The sequence below is a fragment of the Tengunoibacter tsumagoiensis genome (genome assembly GCF_003967535.1).
GTDB lineage: Bacteria > Chloroflexota > Ktedonobacteria > Ktedonobacterales > Ktedonobacteraceae > Tengunoibacter > Tengunoibacter tsumagoiensis.
In genome coordinates, this window is record NZ_BIFR01000001.1 from 356208 (window position 1) to 378821 (window position 22614).

At 46.7% G+C, this 22614-nt stretch carries 20 protein-coding genes and 2 tRNA genes; 10 read left to right on the forward strand and 12 right to left on the reverse strand.

The window, feature by feature from the left end; all coding sequences use genetic code 11:
- Positions 1 to 80: 80 nt before the first annotated feature.
- From EL628_RS01470 to EL628_RS01480, 3 genes are all read left to right on the forward strand, one after another.
- On the forward strand, positions 81 to 1103 hold the full coding sequence (locus EL628_RS01470) for a Gfo/Idh/MocA family protein (protein WP_126578038.1): 1023 nt from the start codon (positions 81 to 83) through the stop codon (positions 1101 to 1103).
- Positions 1104 to 1133: 30 nt separating this feature from the next.
- Positions 1134 to 2132: an AraC family transcriptional regulator gene (locus tag EL628_RS01475; RefSeq protein WP_126578039.1), complete on the forward strand. Its 999-nt coding sequence runs from the start codon at positions 1134 to 1136 to the stop codon at positions 2130 to 2132.
- 88 nt (positions 2133 to 2220) lie between these two features.
- Positions 2221 to 3210, forward strand: coding sequence for a Gfo/Idh/MocA family protein (locus EL628_RS01480; RefSeq protein ID WP_126578040.1), 990 nt, complete (start codon positions 2221 to 2223; stop codon positions 3208 to 3210).
- A gap of 98 nt (positions 3211 to 3308) precedes the next feature.
- On the opposite strand, the gene EL628_RS01485 is transcribed toward EL628_RS01480, so the two are convergent.
- The 6 genes from EL628_RS01485 to EL628_RS01510 form a co-directional block, all read right to left on the reverse strand.
- A complete protein-coding gene (locus tag EL628_RS01485; RefSeq protein ID WP_126578041.1) occupies positions 3309 to 4205 on the reverse strand; it encodes a hypothetical protein in 897 nt (298 codons plus the stop codon).
- A gap of 137 nt (positions 4206 to 4342) precedes the next feature.
- Positions 4343 to 5842 carry a hypothetical protein gene (locus EL628_RS01490; RefSeq protein WP_126578042.1) on the reverse strand — a complete coding sequence of 500 codons (1500 nt, stop codon included), beginning with the start codon at positions 5840 to 5842 and terminating at the stop codon, positions 4343 to 4345.
- Positions 5843 to 6235: 393 nt separating this feature from the next.
- Positions 6236 to 6778, reverse strand: coding sequence for a GNAT family N-acetyltransferase (locus tag EL628_RS01495; RefSeq protein WP_126578043.1), 543 nt, complete (start codon positions 6776 to 6778; stop codon positions 6236 to 6238).
- Positions 6778 to 7062: an Lrp/AsnC ligand binding domain-containing protein gene (locus tag EL628_RS01500; RefSeq protein WP_245993964.1), complete on the reverse strand. Its 285-nt coding sequence runs from the start codon at positions 7060 to 7062 to the stop codon at positions 6778 to 6780. The genes EL628_RS01495 and EL628_RS01500 overlap by 1 nt, the downstream gene beginning before the upstream one ends.
- 105 nt (positions 7063 to 7167) lie before the next feature.
- The gene (miaA, locus tag EL628_RS01505) at positions 7168 to 8085 is read right to left on the reverse strand and encodes a tRNA (adenosine(37)-N6)-dimethylallyltransferase MiaA (RefSeq protein ID WP_126578044.1); all 918 of its coding nucleotides are present in this window, start codon (positions 8083 to 8085) and stop codon (positions 7168 to 7170) included.
- Between the two features lie 100 nt (positions 8086 to 8185).
- On the reverse strand, positions 8186 to 10525 hold the full coding sequence (locus EL628_RS01510) for a serine/threonine protein kinase (protein ID WP_307719299.1): 2340 nt from the start codon (positions 10523 to 10525) through the stop codon (positions 8186 to 8188).
- A gap of 487 nt (positions 10526 to 11012) precedes the next feature.
- Between EL628_RS01510 and EL628_RS01515 the strand changes: the two genes are divergently transcribed.
- The 7 genes from EL628_RS01515 to EL628_RS01545 all read left to right on the forward strand — a co-directional run bounded on the left by EL628_RS01515 (position 11013) and on the right by EL628_RS01545 (position 15847).
- On the forward strand, positions 11013 to 12257 hold the full coding sequence (locus EL628_RS01515) for a glucosaminidase domain-containing protein (protein ID WP_161975198.1): 1245 nt from the start codon (positions 11013 to 11015) through the stop codon (positions 12255 to 12257).
- 42 nt (positions 12258 to 12299) lie between these two features.
- Positions 12300 to 12381 (forward strand) — tRNA-Leu (locus EL628_RS01520).
- Positions 12382 to 12475: 94 nt separating this feature from the next.
- Positions 12476 to 12552, forward strand: a tRNA-Val gene (locus EL628_RS01525).
- A gap of 182 nt (positions 12553 to 12734) precedes the next feature.
- Positions 12735 to 13475, forward strand: coding sequence for a putative hexosyltransferase (locus EL628_RS01530; protein ID WP_126578047.1), 741 nt, complete (start codon positions 12735 to 12737; stop codon positions 13473 to 13475).
- A 4-nt stretch (positions 13476 to 13479) separates the two neighbouring features.
- Positions 13480 to 14037, forward strand: a complete 558-nt coding sequence (locus tag EL628_RS01535; protein WP_126578048.1) for a hypothetical protein — start codon at positions 13480 to 13482, stop codon at positions 14035 to 14037.
- Positions 14038 to 14207: 170 nt separating this feature from the next.
- Positions 14208 to 14732 carry a YceI family protein gene (locus tag EL628_RS01540; protein WP_126578049.1) on the forward strand — a complete coding sequence of 175 codons (525 nt, stop codon included), beginning with the start codon at positions 14208 to 14210 and terminating at the stop codon, positions 14730 to 14732.
- Between the two features lie 341 nt (positions 14733 to 15073).
- Positions 15074 to 15847: a class I SAM-dependent methyltransferase gene (locus EL628_RS01545; protein ID WP_126578050.1), complete on the forward strand. Its 774-nt coding sequence runs from the start codon at positions 15074 to 15076 to the stop codon at positions 15845 to 15847.
- 73 nt (positions 15848 to 15920) lie between these two features.
- Here EL628_RS01545 and EL628_RS01550 read toward each other — a convergent pair whose 3' ends face one another.
- From EL628_RS01550 to EL628_RS01575, 6 genes are all read right to left on the reverse strand, one after another.
- Positions 15921 to 16139 carry a hypothetical protein gene (locus tag EL628_RS01550; RefSeq protein WP_126578051.1) on the reverse strand — a complete coding sequence of 73 codons (219 nt, stop codon included), beginning with the start codon at positions 16137 to 16139 and terminating at the stop codon, positions 15921 to 15923.
- 140 nt (positions 16140 to 16279) lie between these two features.
- The gene (locus tag EL628_RS01555; RefSeq protein ID WP_126578052.1) at positions 16280 to 16912 is read right to left on the reverse strand and encodes an RNA polymerase sigma factor; all 633 of its coding nucleotides are present in this window, start codon (positions 16910 to 16912) and stop codon (positions 16280 to 16282) included.
- 460 nt (positions 16913 to 17372) lie between these two features.
- Positions 17373 to 17609, reverse strand: coding sequence for a hypothetical protein (locus tag EL628_RS01560; RefSeq protein WP_126578053.1), 237 nt, complete (start codon positions 17607 to 17609; stop codon positions 17373 to 17375).
- Positions 17610 to 17766: 157 nt separating this feature from the next.
- Complete coding sequence (locus EL628_RS01565) at positions 17767 to 18171, reverse strand: response regulator (protein WP_126578054.1); 405 nt, start codon at positions 18169 to 18171, stop codon at positions 17767 to 17769.
- A 182-nt stretch (positions 18172 to 18353) separates the two neighbouring features.
- The gene (locus tag EL628_RS01570) at positions 18354 to 20966 is read right to left on the reverse strand and encodes an FAD-binding oxidoreductase (protein ID WP_126578055.1); all 2613 of its coding nucleotides are present in this window, start codon (positions 20964 to 20966) and stop codon (positions 18354 to 18356) included.
- Positions 20967 to 21140: 174 nt separating this feature from the next.
- Positions 21141 to 22340, reverse strand: coding sequence for a sensor histidine kinase (locus EL628_RS01575; RefSeq protein WP_126578056.1), 1200 nt, complete (start codon positions 22338 to 22340; stop codon positions 21141 to 21143).
- Positions 22341 to 22614: the final 274 nt, after the last annotated feature.

Below are 22614 nucleotides of genomic sequence, written 5' to 3' on the forward strand. Positions count from 1 at the left end.
GGATTGTAAAAGCCCATGGATAGCATGTAAAATGAACATATATTGATCATCTTTAGTCGTAATTTCAAAGGAGAAGAGGGATGATTCGGGTCGCAATGCTTAGCTTCTGGCACGTTCATGCACGAGACTATGCGAAACAAGTAATCTCACATCCAGAGACGGAGATCGTGGCTGTCTGGGACGAACTCCCCGACAGAGGCCAGGCCGAAGCCGCTAAACTTGGAGTGCCTTTTTATGCTCAGCTCAAAGATCTTTTAGCTCAACCTGAGATTGATGCAGTCATTGTTGATACTCCTACCAATCTTCATCATGAGGTCATGATTGCCGCAGCACATGCTGGGAAACATATTTTTACTGAGAAAGTAGTGGCTGCAACACTTCAGGAAGCAAACGAAATTTTAGCCGCCGTTGCTGATGCTGGAGTCTCGCTGGTCGTCTCACTTCCTCGACTCTATGCAAGCTATACACAGGCAATTCAAACAATCCTTGACCGCAACCTGCTGGGCAGTCTAACCCTTGTGCGAACGCGCCTATCCCATAATGGCGCTATTGCGACTCCTGATCATCCTCAGGGCTGGCTTCCTGCACATTTTTTCAATCGGGAGCAGTGCGGTGGCGGAGCCTTAATCGATCTTGGCTGTCATCCTATGTACCTGGCACGTTTATTTCTGGGACTTCCCGAGAGTGTCAGTGCCTCGTTTGGCTATGTAACAGGACGTGAAGTAGAGGATAATGCGGTCGTGACCCTGCGCTATCCCGATGGGGCACTGGGAATCGTAGAGGCTGGTTTCGTTAATCGCTTCTCTCCATTTACCATTGAAATCCATGGCACTGAAGGTAGTCTCTTCTTTGGCACTCCTGATGAAGAGATCATCTTACGCAGCAGCCTTGTCGGAGGAGACAACGGAGAGCGCTGGCATCAACAGACCGAACTACCAGCAGAACTGCCGTCCGCCTTCCAGCAATGGGTTCAGCATATTCAGCAAGGCACACGTGCAACAGAGAATATCGCCGCCGCCCTTGATCTCACGCGTCTCATGGAAGCTGCCAATCTCTCAGCCCAAAGCAATCGACCTGTAAGAATTGAGGATTTACACTCATAAGCTCTATGTTCTATTGGGCAGGAGAGAGAGATGACTCTAGCCAAAAATCTAAACCGATCCCAGTATCAAACATACCGTAAAAATATGAATCCAGCACAATTTAAGTTGCTTCAACAGGATCCGCATGCACTCGATCGCCTGGATCTACGCTTCTGTTGGGGCAACTATGGCATTCAGGTTCTACGTTGCCATCTGGCCACTATGCCTGCCGGCCAGATCATTAATGCGCATAAACATCGTGAATATGAGTTTCACTTTATTCCGGCTGGCAAAGGGACACTGGTGCTGGAGGATGGAAGATATCCAGTTCATGCGGGCATGTTCTACCTGACTGGTCCACAAGTCGTTCATCAGCAAGAGGCCGATCTATGGGAAGCAATGGATGAGCTCTGTCTTCATATCGATATCGTCAAACTTCCTCAGACTCATTCTACTGGCGATGAACCTGTCATCGGGTGGGGCGAACAATGGGAAAGAGGCGAAGCAGCAGAATGTGTCCGACAACTGGATACCATGCCCGCTTTTCCAACGCTTGATCAATATGACGCGATGAGCTGGTTTTTGACCGCTTATCGTGCCTGGCATGATCGAGAACTGGGTGCCTTCTCTACTATTCGTCAGGCAGTCATTCAGATTCTGTTGCGGGCTGCGCGAGCTCATCATGTTACTCAGATTCAGACGGCTCTCCCCGCCCGCGATATGAATACCTATCGTTATCGGCTGGCAACACAATATATCCGGGATAATTACGCCCGCGCTCTCCCTCTAGAAGAGGTTGCTGACGAGCTACATATTTGTGGGCGTCAATTGCAACGCATTCTTGATGAAGAGGCCAATGAGACCTTTAGTGGTTACCTTGAACATTATCGCCTGTCACAGGTCTGTATAGCCCTGACCCATTCAGATCAGACTATCGAGCAGCTTGCCGTCGCCCATGGCTTTACCAGTGGCAGCTATCTCCACTATGTGTTCAAGAAACGCCTGGGCCTAACGCCGCAGCAGTATCGAGAACAACAACGACAAACATGAGTGAGAGTTCACAGGCTCTCCTGTTACTCATACAAACATTGATTGGCACTATTTATAAGCATAAATACTCAACGAGGAGGTCAATACCATGACAATTCAAATTGGACTTATCGGCTGCGGAGGAATCGCAGAACCACATGTCAAAGGCTATTTAAAAATTTCAGAGCAGGCAAGGATCGTTGCAGTCTGTGATGTCGTAGAAGCCAATGCCCAGAGACGCTCAGCTCAAGTAGGTGGGGCACAGATCTTTAATGATTATCATGAAATGCTTGCCAACACAACCATTGATGCAGTAGATATCTGTCTTCCCCATCATTTACATAAAGATGCTATCGTAGCTGCTGCTAACGCTGGCAAACATATTCTCTGTGAAAAACCTCTCTGTCTTACCGTTGACGAGGCAAATGAAGTAGAAGAGGCGGTTCAACGTAATGGTGTTACGTTAATGTGCGCCCACAATCAACTCTATATGCCAGCCGTCAAACACGCGAAAGAATTAATTGAAGAGGGCCTCTTTGGTCAGGTTTATGAGATTCGCACTACTGATAGTTTCTTCAATAACTTTGATCCTGCCAATGCTGGCTGGCGTGCCAATCGCGCCTTCAGTGGGGGTGGAGAACTGATCGATACAGGGTATCATCCTACCTACCTGCTCCTCTACCTTGCTGGTAGCACGCCAACAGAGGTTACGGCAATGCTCAGTAGCCATCGACTCCATTTCATGGATGGAGAAGATTCGGCACAGGTGCTGGTGCGCTTTGCGAATGGAGCGGTTGGAAGTCTGGTAACCAGCTGGGCCTATGATCCTGCATCCGTCACTGAAAAGTTTTCCGTCGTTGCGGAAAAAGGAGCTCTCTATAGCTACGGTAGCGATCTTTTCTACAAGCTCCGTGGTCAGGAGCAGGTAAAAATCGAGCTCCCAGAGGTTGATACCTTTGCCGCTGAGATTGCTGACTTCATCAGCTGCCTTCAGGAGAAGCGCCGCCCCATCAATACGGAAGTTGAAGGCATCGATGTCCTTAAGGTCATCCTTGGAGCGTATCAATCTGTAGCAGAAAAACGCATTGTGACACTTTAAAATCTCCTCTCGTCTTCTTCAAACAGGGGCCCGACATCCAATACTGGATATCGGGCCCCTGCTTGCTACAGCATAGAGAAGGAAAACTGCTACTCAAGCTATTTATTGGCAGATTTCGATGCATCAGGAGTGATCATAACTGGACCGCCTATCGGCTTTCCAGTCTGATCTATTGATGAGAAGGTAATGGTCTCGGTACCAAGGTTGATCACACGCGAAGGAGCTGGATGTTCAATCGTATACTCAGTAGTAAACGATTTTGTCCACGATGCTCCTTTTCCATCTGCCGTTGCGGCAATATTCATGCTCCCTGGTACAAACTTTGGCGGGGCAACATCACCAGCAGATACAGCGACTTTTACTTGCCCAAGCGATGCCGCCTGATTCTGGGCTTCATCTCCCTGTAACCCTTCACCATTCAACGTATTCATAACATAGCCAGTAAAAGCATCCCCACCAAACTGCGGATTGTACCAATAATTATGCACATGGGCAATACTCAGAACATATTTTTCTGGCGGTACATTATCCTGGGGGCTGGCCGAGAAGCTATAAGCGACTGTGATGGTATGATCATCAATCAGCGTAGTGGTCTGAATAACTTGCCAACCATCTTTACTGGTCATTGTACTATAAATACGATTGTGGGCCTCATCAACACTGTACCCCTGATCTACATTCCACAATCCAGTAATCGTTCCATCAACCGAAATCGACGAGCTCCATTGGGCTAGATTCAGTACTTCATGGCCACCATACGTAACTAATGGCCGCTCTGTCCCCGATAGCTGCTTAAATGAGAGTGAAAGGGCCCCCTGGCTAAAAGCAACTACGTTATGGAAGTGGTTTTCGTCAGTCTTTGTTGTCTTCAGGACACCGTTGAAGTTTACTATAATCAATAAAAGCATCCCTGCCACAAGCACAGCAGGAGTGATGATCTTAGAAATAAAGTTTCGTAGGCCAGGGGTAAAGGAGGTTTTTCTAGTACGTTGCATCTTTCTATTTCTCCATGCAGGCTTTAATAGGTATTCTTCTTGAGTAAAGCAATTGCCTGTTTTGGCTTGAAGCAAAACACTCTAACTCGTTCATGTAACTTGATGATACCTTCATCGGTAGCTGTGTCACTGCCATTTTATGAGGGGAGACGATCCGCTTCTATTTTTAAACGGAGACGCTGCAACCCTTTCCACCGCTCAGTCGAACGAGCAACTGGCCATAAAAGCGCAACAAGTGAAAGGATACTAAATACAAAACCCAGAAACACACTAATTGCTTGCGCATATGGAGCATGCTTCCATGGGATCATGGTCCACTCAAAACCAGTCATCCCTGTCAGCACAGTGATATCAGCACGTGACTTAAAGACCATATAATAGAGCAACCATAAGAAATGGTCGATTGGTCCGTGGAAAGTCACAAACGCAATCGGGATAATCCAGAAGAGCCGATAGAACCAGGCCCAGGCACCTTTTACCCGATGTGCTTCTAACCAGGCGAAGGGGATAATCAACATTGCATACTGCTCATTGATTAGTTTTGATCCGACAAAGAAGGCCAGCACGCTCACAATAATCATGCGATTCAAAGACATCTCGACCTTCCACATGTAGAGACAGGCCAGCATGAATGTGATAATCAGAATCGGCGTTCCAAAAGCACCAATGGCTAACAAAATAGGAAGAAGGGTACTGGGATCACCAAAGAGGGCTCCGGAGGTCCAGATATCTTGCCAGTTCATACCGCCGCCAGGGCGTGAGCTATGGAAGGTAAGGACATTGAGAACGCCATTTGCAAACGGTCCCAACATGACTCCACAAGCGATCACATAGCTACCCACAAAGAAAAAGATCTCACGCAAAGGACGATTTTTCTTGATGAGATAGATGACGATTGCCGGTAGCGCAATAATAGGGAAAAACTTGACCATCGTGCCAAAAGCAAGCGCAATACCCGCCCAGATGAATTTAGACCGATAGATGGCATAGACTGCCGCAATCAGGCCCAATAACATAATCGCGTCAAACGTCCAGGCACCACTCACCAGCAAGACAAACGGATTAAGTAAGTAGTCACGATACCCCCGAATAGTCCCGGCCATTCGTGCAAGAAGAGTTGCTATCAGAAAATCTGCGATCCAGATAGGCAACTTAAAGAGGAAAAAGAAGTCAAGACCTAACGAAGGGACCGCGTAACTTCCAGGCAAAGCAATAAAATACTGCGCATGTGGGTGGAGTATTCCGTAGATCTTTGCTAATGGATAATACATATACAATGGGACTGGCGGATAGGCATAATATTCATAGACATGATCCCAATGACCGGCGATTGCCATATTTGATAACGTTGTAAACGTATCGTATGGAGAATGGTTATGAATCAAGTCAATAAACACATTATAGTCAACAGTTAGATCCCAGGGATGCCCAATCGGGAGCAAGAGCAGGCGCAGAGCTATCGCCAGCAACGAGATCATCCACAACATTCGTCGCCCACGAAGATTTTGTAGATAGGGTATAAGAGAGCGCTCTGGCGACTCATCTAGTACCTCTGGCTCGTCGGAAGGATGACTCTCAACAGGTACGGATAAAGATCCTTCTGCGTCCGTTGTCTCCCTTTCTCTTCTTCTCAACATGAAAATTTTTTTCTCCTGTATCTATATGCATAAGCACTCTTCACGTAGGGCCTCTTCAGCTACATAAGATGAGTTATCTATAAAAGAGAAAGCTTACAACTACACTTATGGAACAAACTTGCCATCCCCGACACACTCCCCCTATCACGACTTTTCATGACTTTGCGAGCAAAAATAGACAAGTATATATAGGCGCTGCTACTTAGCAAGAGGTTTACTGTAAGATCCTTTGTAAAGTACACCTATAAAAATTTTGTTCTGTGTCACAAGAGACATGCAGGATCATTCCTGTATAAAAACGCAAGGCTGTGTTTCCTTGTAACACATAAACCCTTTATAGCTATGTCGCGTCGAACGCGATGCTTCGATGCTGGCAAAAAAAGAAAGGGGAAATTAGCTTCGTGTTTGCCATTCGTAGTCGAGGATTGCATAATAGAGGGTGTTCCACCAACGTTCCTTCATCCATTCGCTCTCACGCAGGCAACCTTCATAGGACATGCCAATCTTCTCCAGGACATGCGCTGAGGCGATATTCTCTGCAATACAATAAGCCCAGATACGATGAAGGGCCAGACGTTCAAAACCAAAACGTAAGAGAAGTGTCGCTGCTTCAGTAGCATAGCCATGGCCCCAATAGTGCCGATCTATCTCATATCCCAACTCAGCAATACCAGAGTTGGCACTCTGCATACGCAGGCCACAGTTTCCAATTAATTGCCCATTCTCTTTGAGGGTGATGGCAACCTGATATTTTTTGCGTGGCTGTTCTCGGCTCCAATCGATAAACATGCGTACAAATGAACGTACCTCTAGCTCATTGCGTGTCTCCCAGGGGTAAAACCGTAGATAATCGGGATTCGATTGGTATGTGAGCACTACAGGCCAATCCTGCTCGGTAAATTCACGCAAAACAAGACGTTCTGAAGAAAGCTGCATTATTCAACCCCAATATCCCAGGCCTGTTGCAGATCTTCCCGCGAAAAACATTTAAAGGCCATCAAGGTATTCGTGTGGGTAATAGCTGGAATAGACAGAATCTGTTCTGGAACAACCTGAGCCAGATGTTCATAATTTGCAAAACGGAGCAGGGCTACCAGATCATACTCACCGGTCACTGAATAGACTTCGGCAACACCCTCTATCTCCAATAAACGTTGGGCGGTTTCGTTGACCTGACCGCGCTGTACATTGATTAAAACCACCGAAGTAACCATGTCCATCCAACACCTTTCCTTTTTTATCAACACAAAACGTCGTATCTTTGCATTATATACCATTCAGATGATCTAACCAGAGACAGCGCCCCACAAAGAATTACTCCTCGCTTACACGGCCTCTAAAAAGGCTTCGATTATTGGCAGAGCAGCAGCCTGTAATTGCGCAAGCGTCCCCCCCTCTAACCAGATGATACGGCTATCGCGCCTCAACCAGGTCAGTTGGCGTCGCGTAAAGTCATGAATGGCATATTTTAACTTCTGTACCATTTCGGCCTCAGAAGAAATTTCGCCCTTCAACAAGCGACCAATAAAGCGATATTCAAGTCCAAATGCTTCCAGACGTTCATAGGTCACTCCGAGCTGTAAGAGCCGCTCTACCTCTTGCACCATTCCCTGCCCCATGCGTTCATCAACCCGGCTATCGATACGTTGGTAGAGCACTTCACGCGGCCAGTGAATACCTAACAACAGGCTGCGATAGAGAGGAGACGCAACCCTGCGTTGTTGTGAGAAAGGCCGTCCAGAGAGCAGGCAGACCTCTAATGCGCGGATGACACGACGCGGATTCTTTCGATCAATCGTCGCGGCTGACTGTGGGTCCAGCCGCTCCAGTTGCTCGACAAGGCTGCTTAAGGGCTGTGATTCTAACCGGGCACGTAGCTCTGGCTGTGGTGGAATATGAGGCATATCAAAGTGGTCAACGACGGTCTGAATATAATGTGGAGAGCCACCAACCAGAAAAGGCTGGTGATGGCGGGCAAGAATCGCATGGATTGCCGCAATAGCCTCCGTTTGAAACTGAGAGGCAGTGTAGAGCTCTTGTGGATCAGCCACATCCAGAAGATGATGAGGGACTAATGCCTGTTCCTCTCGCGTGACTTTAGCGGAGCCAATATCCAGACCACGATAGACCTGACGTGAATCGGCTGAGACGATCTCACCTTGAAAATGTTGGGCCAGCGCGATTCCTAGCGCACTTTTTCCGGATGCTGTTGGCCCTTCGACCACAATTAATGGTGGCAACACTGCTTATATGTCCTTTTTCGCTGCCCATGGGATATAAGGAGAAGACCCTGTCTCTTCTCCTTACACCCACCTTATAAAATGCTCTGGTTTCAATACGCTATCAACGCGGCGGCTTCTGCTTAAGCAGAGAATCTACCTGCCAGACAAGCGCCGATATAACCCCTATACCAACTAGCATACCAAACCCTGTAAAGCCCCAGGAGACCGCCCCCCAGGTCAGTGCATAACCAAGCAATGCTCCAACAATCACCGCACCTAGTTTGCAGATAAGTGGCAGACGAAGTAAGCACCAGCGCACCGCCATCAGCATCTTCACACTGATCTCTTCCTCAACGCCAGTTGTAGCCAGGGTAGCGGCCAGTACAAGCATGACGCACAATTGCAGGACCCCTAAAGGTGGCAAGAGGCTGAACCACAGCAAACGTGAAAGAGCCAAACCCCCCAACACGCTCGTCATTCCCGTTACGGCCCGGTTAATCGTCTCTTGCCAGGGCCAATCACTCTTCCAGGCAACCAGCAATGCCCCTACTGTAGAGGCTGGAACCATGCCAGCTAGCACAAAGAGCGCCCAGGGATTAGGAGCGAGAGGTAAGGGTTGCCGCGACGAGCTAAGGATATAGAGCAGGCTGCTTGTCATAAAGGCCGCCACAAATGTCAGAGCCCGCTGCTGCCAAAACAGTTGTACAGGAGTAATTGGCCATGGGTCCCACTGTGCTTGCTGGCTCCCATTTCTGGACAATGAGGAGACTGGCGCGTATTTTTTATACTCTGCCGCCCGTACGCGCCGGGAATGGGGTAAGGGTTGATTTCCCAGAAAGACCTGTCCCGAAGGAGTAACCACCAGCTCTTCCTCTTCTTCCTCATCATCCATATCTGGCACCCAGGTCTTGCCGCGCCGAAAACCACCATTCGCGCTATAATCTTGAATGTCAGCCTCAACCTTGATCACAATCTCTGACTGACCATCCTCGGGCAAAAGCACAATTGAACCATTCATGCGCCCGATATAGCGATGGAACTGCATAGTGTTCACACGCACATCAATAGAGGTTGAGACACCATCAAACACAGTGCGATCGATCCGAATCCAGTTATCGCTGGTCTGAATACGACCACGCACAGGCTGACCTTGCTGACCACTAATGGTTAGCAATAAGGGACTGGAGCCACCGGGATAGACAATACCAAAGTCAAGCATACGTGGACTTACTAGAATACCCGAGGTAGGGCGACGGTTCAACTGAAGTCTCTGCGAAGGATGACTATATGGTGGCGCAGCCACCCGTGACTCCACTGCCGCCAACTGCCCATTTGAACTACGCGCTATTGGAAGCCGAACACGAGGATTATTGCTTACAATCAACCTCATAAACTGCATGATTGATTCATGAGGATCTGAGATACTTTCATGAATGCGGCGTGCCTTCTGCGAGAGCGTATGCTCACCAATCTCATCTAACCAGAGCTCAATCTCTCCTGCCGCCAGATAATCCGAAGCTTCTTCAGGGTATTTAGAACAGAGCTCAACAAGCTCTTCAGTGGTTGAAGCAATCTCACCCGATTCAAAGACAAAATTCCCCTCGCCAAGAATCGCGCGACGAAAGGCCGCCACACTCTCATACCGTTGCTCGGCATCTAACGCCGTCGCCTTCTCTAAAGCACGTGCCACGGTTGAAGAGATCTGAGGATAATTGGAGCGTACATCTTTGAGACCAAAGCCCGTTTCCGAGAGCGTATTTGTCAGAAGCTGAAAGAGCGTCATTCCCAGAGCATAAATATCTGAACGTTCATCAGTCTGAGCCCTACCATATTGTTCAGGCGGCGCAAAGCCTGGTGTACCCAATAATTGCGTATCAGGATTCCCTGAAAAGCGAAAAAAACGAGCAATGCCAAAATCGATCAGCTTAATCTGCCCATTACGTGCCAGCATCACATTGCCAGGCTTCATATCACGAAAGATAATTGGTGGCTTCTGCTGATGTAAAAACTCTAATACCTCGCAGAGCTGACGCGCCCATCCCAGGACGCGACGCTCAGGAAATGGTCCTTTATTCCGCTCCAACAGTTCCTCAAGCGTCTGACCATCTATATATTCCATAACCAGGTAATAACGTTGATTTTCAGAGAAAAAACCCATCACACGAGGCAAAGAGGGATGATCGAGGCCCCATAACATCTTGGCCTCGATTTTAAAGTTCTGGATAGCCTGGCCTTGCTCAGCGGGAGGCACCATCGAAAGGCTCATCTCTTTGATGGCACACATCGTACCCTGACGCTTCAAATCTTTTGCTTGATATACTGCACCCATTCCTCCTCGACCAATCACGCGCTGAATATGATAGCGTTTATGGAGCAGGGTACGCCGGTCTAGTTGGCCGGTATGAGCATTCCATCGGTCGCTGATTGTAGACCCCCTCTTTTCTCTACATCTGTCCTGGATACGCCCTCAGTATAGCATACCCCTTTGGGACATACTACCTATTAGTCTGCCTGCAAAGCATATACCATGGTACAATTGGAATAATGTCTACTATAAATTATAGGACGCTTCTATCTGTTTTAAAAAAGGTGAATTTTGAACTATACGTTCTAAATTAGAGACGTTCATTATGGAAAACGAACGTTCAAGACATTCTTTGCACATTGGTTCACTTTTGTAGTGACATAATAATTACATAGAAGATAGTATAGCCTATCTCTCCAGAATCCATTGAAGCATTGGGAGATCTGGTATATCCTCTTACACAGATGGGCTATCCAGAAGCCTCAAACGCCAATAATGATGGTTCTTTTCACTTCAATTCAGGATCGATAAAGGCAAGCTAATCAGTAAAGCTACTATGCAAATTTCTATAGCACCAATACATGTTACTGCTGTTTATCAAGACGTGAAAAGACAAAGAAGCGAGTCAGGTGGGATCAGCATTATGCAAAATTTATCAAGACAAAAATTATCAAGACGAAAATTAGTAAGGTGTACCCGTTCCTATCTTTTTATTCTCAGTATGCTTCTAGTACTGCTCGGCGGCGCTCTATCCCTTGCCTGGCAATCTCAACAGGCTGCTATTACACATGCTGATGCCAGCACTATCGTTGGGCCACCTTCGCTCCCAGCAGCCACTGTAGAGACGATCCTGAAGCGTCTGGGAAGCCCTATGGCTGGCAATGGACAGGTCATTGAACAGGCTGCCCGTGACACTAATATCGATGACGCTTTTGCACTCGCTGTCTGGTGGACTGAGACAAATGATGGCGCAGCAGGCGTCGGGGCGGGCTATCATAATCCTGGAGGGGTTCGCGGTAGTGGTGCTTACGCCATCGGTGGTGGGGGCTATACTATTTATCCAACCTATGCTGATGGAATTACTGATTGGTTTAATATTGTTAAAAGCAGATATATCAATCGAGGTTTGACAACGGTCTACACCCTCTGCACGCCTTATGTAGGAACCTCAAGCGCCTATAGTTGGGCTGATAAGGTCGTCAATAACATGAGTCGCTATCGCAGCGAAGCTCCTCCTCCTACGCCTACTCCAACGCCAACGCCCTTCCCTGATACCTATCAACGTAACCATGTGCTGATTGATGCCAGTACCGATTCGCTAAAAGTCAGGCCCGATACCTATCAAGAGCCAGCTCCTCAAGCTTCGCTTCAGACCACGAAAACCAGTACAGGGCAAAATGCTATGGTGCTGCTGGCACTGCTGATAGCGCTGGTAGTTGCTGGTCTAGGCTATAACGTAAGAAAACAGTTACCCGTATCAATCCCACGATCGGTACAGGCTCCGGATATCTTACAGCAGAAGAACAGCACTCTGCAGCCACTCTACGTCAATGAATATTCACCACTTTCATCACCAAAGAGTCCCAAACCACTTTTAGCAGGACTGCACGAGCCGGATTCTTTATTACCACTCTCTCAACCCTCTGTCCCACAGAGACCTGGCCTGACGCCAACCGGGACTGGTCTGCTCAGTCGTTATGGACAGCGTCCACGTCGTATTGTTCTGACCAGTTCAACTGAACCAGGAAAAGAGGAGGGGAGCTTCTCTCAGGTCGAACTATCTCACGCTGGCGAGGCGTCCAGACCAGCCCGGGCACTCGGTCGAGGACTTCTTCAACAATTTGGAGATATCGATGAAAAACCAGGGCAAAAACTGTTGACAAAGTAAACAGATAGGTGTATGATATCCCGCGTAGTCAATTAAACGACTGCCCTCGTGGCGGAATGGTATACGCGGCAGGTTGAGGGCCTGTGCTCGAAAGGGCGTGGTGGTTCGAGTCCACTCGGGGGCATACAGAGCATTTCAGGGCATCCGAAAAGGAACTTCAAAACAGATCGGGTGCCTGCATTTTTGCCAATGCATGCACTGTATGAGAGAAATAACAAGGGCGATTAGCTCAGCTGGTTAGAGCGGCTGCTTTACACGCAGTAGGTCTGGGGTTCGAATCCCTAATCGCCCACCATAAACTGGCTCTAGAGGCTCGTTCATCGCTTATCAACACAAGTGTATGGATGAGCTTTTTTAGTGCTAAAATGGCATTTAGAACTGCTGCTTTCCATTTTTTTGGCTAAAGAGACTGCTTTTTCTCGCATTATTTGTATTAAAGAGGCGTCTATATTTCTCCCATGTGAGTAACTTAAAGCTATGGATACTACACAATCATCACATTTCTCTTCTCAACACGCTCAGAAGATCACCCCACACACTTCTTTGACTCCTCCTTCCTACAATACGTCTTCGCTCCTCCCACCACAACACACAATTCCAGATCTTCCTACCACACCCATACCCGCTATCCCCCATCGTTCAGAAGGAGGTTGGAAACAGGCCTTCAAACAAGCAAGCTTTGTGTATATAATAACTCATATCATTTATATAGTTGTAACCTATCTGGCGATACTATTTAGCCTCAAAAATTTTTCCAATACTGTTGCACCTGATAGCTTACTCCTGCAAGATTGGAATCGTTGGGATACAAGCCAATTTACGCGAATTGCCGTTGAAGGGTATACTGGTTCCTGGCAATGTGCTTTTTTTCCTCTTTATCCCTTGTTAGAACATGGACTTTCCTACCTTGTCAAAGATCCTTATATCGCTGGACTGCTTATCGCCAATCTCGCTGGATTTGGCGTGCTATTGCTTCTGTACACATTAGTTGAGCAAGATTTTAAACAAGAGCATGCAACGCGTACTATCTTCTCTCTCTCTCTATCCCGCGGCATTCTTTCTGGCCGCTGCCTACAACGAGTCACTCTTCTTGCTATGCATCCTTGCAAGCTTCTATTTCTTCCGCCACGGCAACTGGTGGCTGGCGGGCTTATGCGGACTTTTTGCAAGCTTGACACGTTCAGCAGGCATTCTACTACTTGTTCCTTTCTGCTATGAGTATATGCGCCAGCGTCAATTCAATCTGCGCAGAATACGTTTTGATGGCCTTGGCGCCTTGCTCATACCAATGGGCTTGGGAATCTTCGCTGTTTATTGCCAACTGCACTTTCATGATTTCCTGGCCTTTTCACATGCCCAGAGTGTGTGGGGACGTAGCCTGAGACTTCCACCTTTAGGATTTCTATCTTCACTAAAAATAATTCTGTCCGATCCTCCTCTGACATTTGCCTCAATTCATAACGTGGTTGATCTCAGTGCAGGATGCATGATCCTGGCACTTGTTATACTGAGCTTTGTTGGACCCTGGAGATTTCATCAATCAACGATGGCATATGCACTGTATGGAGCAGCTGCATTTCTCTTCGTCATTCTCTTTCCCTCTAATAATGGAGCTCCATTACAATCGCAGATGCGGTTAGTGATGGAAGTCTTTCCAGCTTTTATCGTGCTTTCCTCTCTGTTATCTTCTCACAAAAGCTTTATAGCATATACCCTGATCGCAAATAGTCTGACTATCTTTTTCTTGCTGCAATTTCTTACAGGCTTCTGGATGGTCTAAGTAACTGGCATAGATCCAGTTGAAAGACTCTCTGTTGTACAAATCTGTATCATCTGTATCATCTGTATAATCTACCTCTGTATTGACATATTCCTATTCTCACAATTAAACTATAAAAATAAGTTTATAATCATTTGAACTTACTACGAATAATAGCAAAGGTATTATTTATGATTTTTGAAATTGATCCTTTACATAGTCTTGTTGAATTCTCTGTCCGGCACCTCATGATTAGTATTGTTAAGGGACGCTTCTCGGAGTTTCGGGGAACTATAGATCTTAACGTTCAAAATCCCGAACGATCTTCTATCAAAGCTGTGATCAAGACTGATAGTATTCATACTGGTGCTCTGCGGCGCGATGCTCATCTCCGATCTGCTGACTTCTTCGATAGCTCTCGCTACCCAACCTTTACATTTGAAAGTACGCAGGTCCAGCTTATTGATCAGAATCATTGCATCCTCAAAGGGAATTTTACGCTCCGCGGTATTACTAAAGAGATTGCACTTCAGGTCACATATACAGGACAGAGCCGCGACCCTCTTACCAACGCATGGCGCATTGGTCTCTCAGCCGTCACAACTATTAATCGCCTTGACTTTGGTATGCAGTACAATAAAATTACTGATGGTATCGCCCTGGTAGGAGATGAGGCGCGGATCGAGATTTTTGCCGAAGCCATACAGGCGATGTAATCTGAGGACTATTCACATTCTCTTTCTTCTTTTTCTGGTTCTACTTGCAGCTGGATCATAAAGGGGCTGGCATGGTGGAACACCACGATTACCAGCCCGAACAAAGTGTTTTGCTTATCATAGCTTATTAACAATACGTTTAACTCCAAGTCTATAGTATAGCGTGTACGATACATAATTGTTGGCAAGAATTGCTCAGTTTTTACACGGCTATTTCTCTTAGATTTTGCGTCTACATAGGCAATTATGCTAATGATTGGTAATTTATGCGCTACAAGTAGTACAATGAAAATTGTAGATAGCAATGAAGCTTCTCACTCAGAAGAAAGGTGTTTTCGTCGATGAACTACTTTGCGTACCCAACAGCAGCCAGGCGCTATGCGGCTGCGCGACCTTACTTTCACCCTCGTGTAATTCAGAAAATAAAGACTCGATTAGAGATACACAAACCTGTACGACGAGCTCTTGATGTGGCTTGCGGGACCGGACAATCCACGCGTGCTCTTAAAGAGATCGCTAAAAATATTGTGGGGATTGATAGTGCTCAAGAGATGCTGAGCGAAGCCTTATCCGAAGCTAATATTCATTACCTGCAAGCTTCTGCTGAGGCTCTGCCTTTTCCTCATCGCTGGTTTGATCTGATTACAGTCTCAATGGCTTTTCACTGGTTTGAACGTTCAAGCTTTTTAGCTGAAGCCTCGCGCGTTCTCAAGCCCGGCAAATGGTTGGTTCTCTATAACCACGGCTATCTGGGCCAGATGCAGGAGAACCCTACGTTTGCCGAATGGAATCGGAACACTTTTCTCCAGCGCTTTCCCACCACTGAACAGGTGATACAGCACTCACAGCATCCGCTGACAACTGAAGAATTGCGACCATTTCATCTAAACTTGCTTGAACGCCAGATGTATACCTATTCGGTTACCCTGACTCCAGAAGCTCTGGCAGACTATCTGCTTACCCTTAGCTCGGTCATTGCAACAATTGAAAAAGGTTCAGCTCACGTGGATGATGTCTATGAATGGCTGCTCGGCCATCTCTATCCTCTCTTTAAAGGTGAGACTGGAACGTTCGAATTTGGGGGCTATATCGAGTATCTTCAAAAAGATAGCTAATATTCCTTTATGCATACAAAAGGGGAGGGCTTCATGCTTCCCTCCCCACCTTACTCGTTCATTACACACGCAATTAGTTTTGTGTTGCAGCATCAATCTCTACTATCAAAGTTTGATAACCCGGCAGAACAAAGGTGGGACGCTCGGGGAGGGGCAATTGGGCAACGGCGTTCATAATATTCGTTACCAGTATCTCGGGGGCCTCAAAGGTCTCTAACTGTGAGAATAGCTCATCCAGATCCTCATCAGACATCACATCAGCCACCAGATCATATGTTGAAATGTTCTTCATATCCTTACTCCTCTTATGCTATTCTCATTTATCATCTGGTTATGACACGGATCACATAAGAGGAGAGTTTCATTTTTTCCAAGGTTTCTTATCTTTTGGTTGAGGGAAGCTTAAAATTTGCTAAGTATCCAGTGGTGTGACTAGGCTTCTGTCTTCTGATGCTCTGGTCTCCAGTGCGCTCCCATAGCGGCTCGCAGCAAAGGACGTGCGCGCTGGAAATACGTTTTGGCAGTTGCCTCAGGCATGTTTAAGGTTTTTCCAATCTCAGAGAAGCTTAACTGACCGGTATAGCGTAACATGACAACCGATCGGAATTTTGGTGGGAGAGCATCAATGGCTGCTCGGAGCTTCTGCTGGAGATCATTGCGCTCCGCCATCTCATCTGGTAATGGCTGGTTATCTGGCAGAATTGCCAATGGCGATAACTCATCGTCCTCGCTGGAGGATTCCATGTCAGAAAAATGAATGGCCTTCTTACGGCGCAATTCATCGAGACAACGATTGCGCGCTACCTGAAAGAGCCAGGCTTTAAGGGGCTCACCTGTGCGCAACGTGGGCATTGAAATATACAGTTGTAAGAAAACCTGCTGTGAAACGTCACATGCCAGGTCATAATCACCAAGGCAGTGGCAGATAAAATTGAAGAGTGGTGTATTATAACGACGTACCAGCGTTTCAAACGCTTGCTGATCCCCTGCCAATGTGCGGGTCACTAGCATACCGTCGGTAATCTCTGGAGTCTCTTTGGTTTGTACACGATCTTTAACTTGCATTTTTTCTTTCCCTCACTTTCTTGTGATATCCATAGGATAGCTTCTTGTGAAGGATAATACAAGCGTTTTTGAGCTCGATAAGCTCTGCTGTAAGCCTCTCTAAGCATAAGTTAACGAGATTAACCATAGCTTGGAATAATCTCAGGGGATTCTTATCATTTTCTAAGCTTTGTTCGCTACTTTGAGGAGATGGGCAAGTAATATGTGTCTATGTCGATCTCTTATCGACCTGTCTCTCTCAAGCTGTTAGCGCTGGCTTATCTTACATTGTGGATAACTATGTGGACAAATGTTCTATTATGTGGATAACTCCCCTCTCAGGATAGATAAGTATCTGGTTCAATGGGGTCTTACGCTTGTAGTTTCTCAACCACAAAAGAAGAGATGTTTATGCAAAGAATAGCGGAAGATGCCATGGCTCCCGAAGAAGAAGCTGAGTCTTCCGCTCAGTGGTTGTTCACTACTCTTGATGGTGTTCTTTCTTTTTTTGTTGGATTTCAAGTTGCTCTACTTCTGGAGTTACGGGCTTTACAGCTTCGTCTGGATAGATCTCTTGAGCCTGCTTCCCCAATGGATCTGGATTGCCTTCGCTATCATATTGTCCCTGCCCATACATACCCTGATTTCCCTGCTGACCATAGACATCCATCTCAATCGCTTTTTCTGGCTGCTTTGCTTTCTCAGACTGCTCTGACATAGCGCTTCTCTCTTTCTTTACCTGATCAATTCTGCTCATGTCCAGGGCTTGTAGTTTGGCAGGTGGCCTGGCTACAAGCCTCCAGCTTGTCAAGCAGATGGACATGGCTATCTCTCAATACAGTAGTGATCTTCTCTAATGGTACGTAGTGGCATCACTAAAAAGAGACAGGGAGACTATAGTCTGATCTCCGCAATCCGGGTTGAAGTAGTTCCCCAACGGCTTGCAAGAACTCAGAAACAGGAAAAGGCTTAAATAATCCAGGCAGGTTACGCCGCCGAATCTCCTGGACCGGAAGGTCGGCACTGACCATTAAGGACGGCAGATGCATGAATTCTTTGGTGCTATGAACAAAATCATACAATTCAATACCATTCATGCCTGGAAGATTGTAATCTAGCACCAGCAGATCAGGTTGGTAGCTGGAGAGTACAGAGAGGATCTGATCTCCACTCTGTTGATGCAAAATCTGATGAGGTGTGTATAATTCTAAAGCACATTGCATAATTTGTGTAAACATCGGATGGTCTTCAACCAGTAAAATTTTCTTCGACTCGCTCATCCCTACTACTTCCTCCTCCAATGGTCTCTATGCTAAAAAGCATACGCGCTTTTCTACCGTAATCAGTTCTTCGGCAATCTATCAACCGAAAAACATATTCGGTATCTTGTTTCTAATGTATCTTTAAAGAATTGAATAAGCATATTTTATCCGTTAGCATCGATACTTTCCAACAAAATGATCTAGAATAGTACTAAGGGGTTTAAAATGCTCTGTGGGTCGAACTGATCTTTTAAGCGCTGCATCAGAGGCAGACTTTGTGCTTGATAGCCCCAACGCTCTATTTGCCCTTCCCATTCAAGTGGCAGGTCCATCACGACGGCATAGCCACTATCAGCCAGTGCAGGCCCACGCAGAGCTGCTAACCACTCCTGAGCCTCTTCACAACTGGCACACACACGACGAATATACAAAAAGCCATTGGCGATATCTAGTACCACTTTTCCTGGAACCAGAACATGTGCATGCTGTAAAAAATAATTATGCAGTATGCTTGTAGGAAGTCCTATCCGCACAAGCAAGGAGTTCTCTAGCTGATTTCCAAGCGTCTCGGTCCAGATTGCGGTACCACTTACCCTGGTCGCCTCAAGTGGAGTTGGCGCTCCTAATTGCTTCAGAAGGTTGCGCACCTGTTGAAGTTCGGCAGATACGTCTTCGGTCAGACCTTCTACTGTATAGATTAAAAGATTATTGCCAACCATCCGCGCCTGATCCTGTCCTTCTGAACAGAGCACAAGTGCAGAAGCATTAAGTGTAATCTCTGCCAATTGCTGGCCCCAGACCAGACCTTGCTCCAGACGATCTACTGGAATCAAAAGGGTCTGTATGGTCCGTGGCAAAGGGTGAATACGCAAAGAAAGATCAGTCAATAAACCCAGTGTGCCGTATGAACCCACAAAGAGCTTCGTCATATCAAAACCCGCCACATTTTTGACAATTGGCCGTCCAGTACGGATCACATTTCCATCAGTTAATGCAACGGTCGCACAGAGAACCTGATCTCGCACCGCTCCATAACGCATTCTCAATGGCGCATTCACATTTGCAGCAACCAGACCGCCTATAGTGGCCATCGGCCAGGGGGATGCAAGAGCTATCTGTTTACCATATTGAGCTAGAAAAGATTGGATCTCACTCAGTCTGGCTCCCGCTCCAACCGTAATATACATATCCTCAGGCGCATAACAGACAATATCCCTTAATCCTTCACTGCTCATGCGTGCTCCCTCTGCTCTCTGAGCCTGATTGCTAATCAGTACCGCACGCTTCTGCTGGCTCAAAGTATGTAACCAATCAGCAGCTTCTAACGCATGAGATGGATTGAAGGTCTCTGAAACTGGCAACGGATATTGGCTCTGATGCACGATCTGGCTCTCTGCGAGATACCCTGCATAGGGTCCTGGCTCATCGGGTAGAGGACTGGGAAAGACTTTTCCAGGGTTGAGCAGGCAATCTGGATCAAAGGCTTGTTTAACCTTCCACATCGCCATCAGTTCGGTGGCTGTATGCATAAGTGGCATAAATTCGCGCTTCTCAATGCCTACGCCATGCTCACCAGTCAGGCTACCACCCATTTTAACGCAATAATTAACCATATCACGTCCAGCCAGATGGACGCGTTGAATGAGTTCAGGATCTTCAGGATCTGGAATCAATACGAGAGGATGCAGATTTCCATCTCCCGCATGGAAGACATGGCCAGCACGCACTTGATAAAGATCACAAATGCGATTCACCTCAACCAGCATTTCAGCCAGCCGACTTCGCGGTACAGTGATATCGACTGTGCAATAGGCAGGAGCCTCACGCGCTATGGCTCCAGCAGCACTCTTACGAGCCAGCCAGATCTTGTATCGCTCCTCTTCATCACGGGCAATCCTCATCTGTCTCCCACCATGCCGCTCCAGGATTTGAATGAGCTCGTCCATCTGGGCTGTCAGGCTCGCTGGATAACCATCAACCTCAACAATCAGGACAGCTCCCGCATCCAATGGGAGATTGGCACGCGCAAATGGCTCAATTATCCCAACAATACGCTGATCCATCATCTCCATAGTTGCTGGTACAAGCCCTGAGGCAATCACTGCCGAAACCGCTTCACCTGCCTGCTCAATACTCTCAAAGACGGCCAGAAGCGTTTTCACACCTGGTGGATTGCGCACCAGACGGACAACAATACTGGTGATCAGCCCCAATAGCCCCTCACTGCCCGTCAGCAGGCCACACAGGTCATACTCAGGGTAATCCAGTGCCAATCCGCCTAATTGCAGTAAGCGCCCTGACGCAAGCGCCACCTGCATTCCCAGCACATAGTTCGTAGTGACACCATATTTAAAGCAGTGTGGACCACCAGAGTTCTCTGCAACATTCCCACCCATAGTAGAGACTCGCTGGCTGGAGGGGTCAGGAGGAAAATAAAGACCCGCAGCCTTTACCTGTTCAGCTAAATGGAGATTAATTAAAGCCGGCTCCACTACAGCACGACGACCAGGAATATCTAACTCACGTAAGCGATTCATATGCGCAAACTCCACAATGATCCCACCTCGATCAGCCACCGACCCACCCGATAAACCTGTTCCAGCGCCACGTGCCACCAATGGGATCTGATATTCGTGCGACCACTGTAAAATTCTAACTACCTCTTCTGGAGTGCGCGGAAAGACTATACCATTAGGAAGCCCTTTATCTAAGCCAGCATCTACCTCATAGGCAATCAGGGATGCGCGATCAACAGCAATCTGCTCAGCATTAATAATCTTGTACAATGCATGCAAAGCCCTGGCCTGTATCATGATCTGGACCTTTCTTCCTACTTATCTTATGAGAGAATGACTCTAGCTTTCTAACTATCTAAAAATAATAAATGCGTAATAAAGGCAGCACATCTGTGCAGGAAAATCTTCAGTCAAAGTATAGCACGTCATGAGATTATAAAACCAATGCTCTAGATATTATCTTAAACCACCTTAATCATCTGTTGGTAAAGCAATGGAGTAAAGAGGATCTAGCATTGCTTTTGTGGTCTTAGCAGGGACGGAGGGAATAGGAATGCAAGGCAGGGTAAAACTAAATTTACATCCCTTGCCAGGAATACCCTCACTCTCTAACCAGATCCGACCATCCATTAAAGAGACAAATTGCCTACTTAAATATAGACCCAGCCCTGAACCCCGAACGGGCCCATTGGTATCTCGACGCAACCGCACAAATTGACCAAACAATAATCCTTGTTCATCTTTTGGAATACCTGGACCCTCATCCTGTACGCTGATCTCTATTTCAGGCGAGGGATGAAAAGGCGCCACTACATCGCCATACAGTCGAGCACTGAGCGTGATCGTTGTCTGAGCTGGCACATACTTAAAGGCATTGGAGAGGAGATTTCTTAAAATCTGACGAGTATACTGGGCGTTAGCCAGCACACGAATATATTCAGGAACATCAATGACGATTCGATGGCTCTGCAATGTTTTAGGATCAAAACGCTCCAGGACCTCAGATATAATATCAATGACTGCCAGCTCTTCTACATAGATGTGTTTCTTCTCACTCTCAATCCCCATAGTATCCAGTACGTTGTTTACAAGGAGCTGGAGTTCATCACAACTTTGCATCGCATGCTCTAGAAACGTCGAACGTATCTTATTGTCAAGCTGTTCATTGTGCTCCAGAAGCAGTTCAAGGTAGCCATAGATAGCAGTCAAGGGAGTGCGCAGCTCGTGATTTACGTTCTGTAAGAACTGATCCTTGATCTCGTTTAATCTCTGTTGCTGATAATAAGCTCTTCCTAATTCCCTCTGGGCTCGATCAGCCAGATCAAAAGCGTCTCGCTGAGAATACACAAAAAAACCTGCAATAAAGAGCGAGATTCCACTTACAACAAAATAGAGGGCGATATTCATTGGTAGAAGGAAGTTATGGTAATGGATGGCATCGGCTATCCAGACAGGAATCAATAAGCAGGAAAAGCAACAGAAGAGTCCTATTTTGCGAAACATCCAGGCACTGAGACTAATAGGAATAACAAAAATAACAGGGTTCTCATGAATCCATGGCACAACTAAAAACGAATAAAGTGAAACTATAATCGCGCTTACAGAGATGCACAATCCCACTACCACTGGCAAATGTAGCAGAGCCCGCGGGAGTGCATTGAGATAACGCACGTTCCTTTTCTCCCTTCGCAGCAACAACGCAACAAAGAGCGTACAATCTCTGTCTTGTTTAATAGCCTCTTCCTGAATTAAGAAGATAAAACGCTCTCTTTCGACAATAAATTTGTTCGAAATGCGTCACATTCCTATTGCTTCATTCTATCATGAATGCGGCTAAATTCATAGATATTTAGCCAATGGCTATTCCCTAAAAAAAGTGGGGGTCTCTGCTTCCTGATGAGAGAACTTCAGAGGATACATCACTCAAAAAATGAGGTTCTCTGCC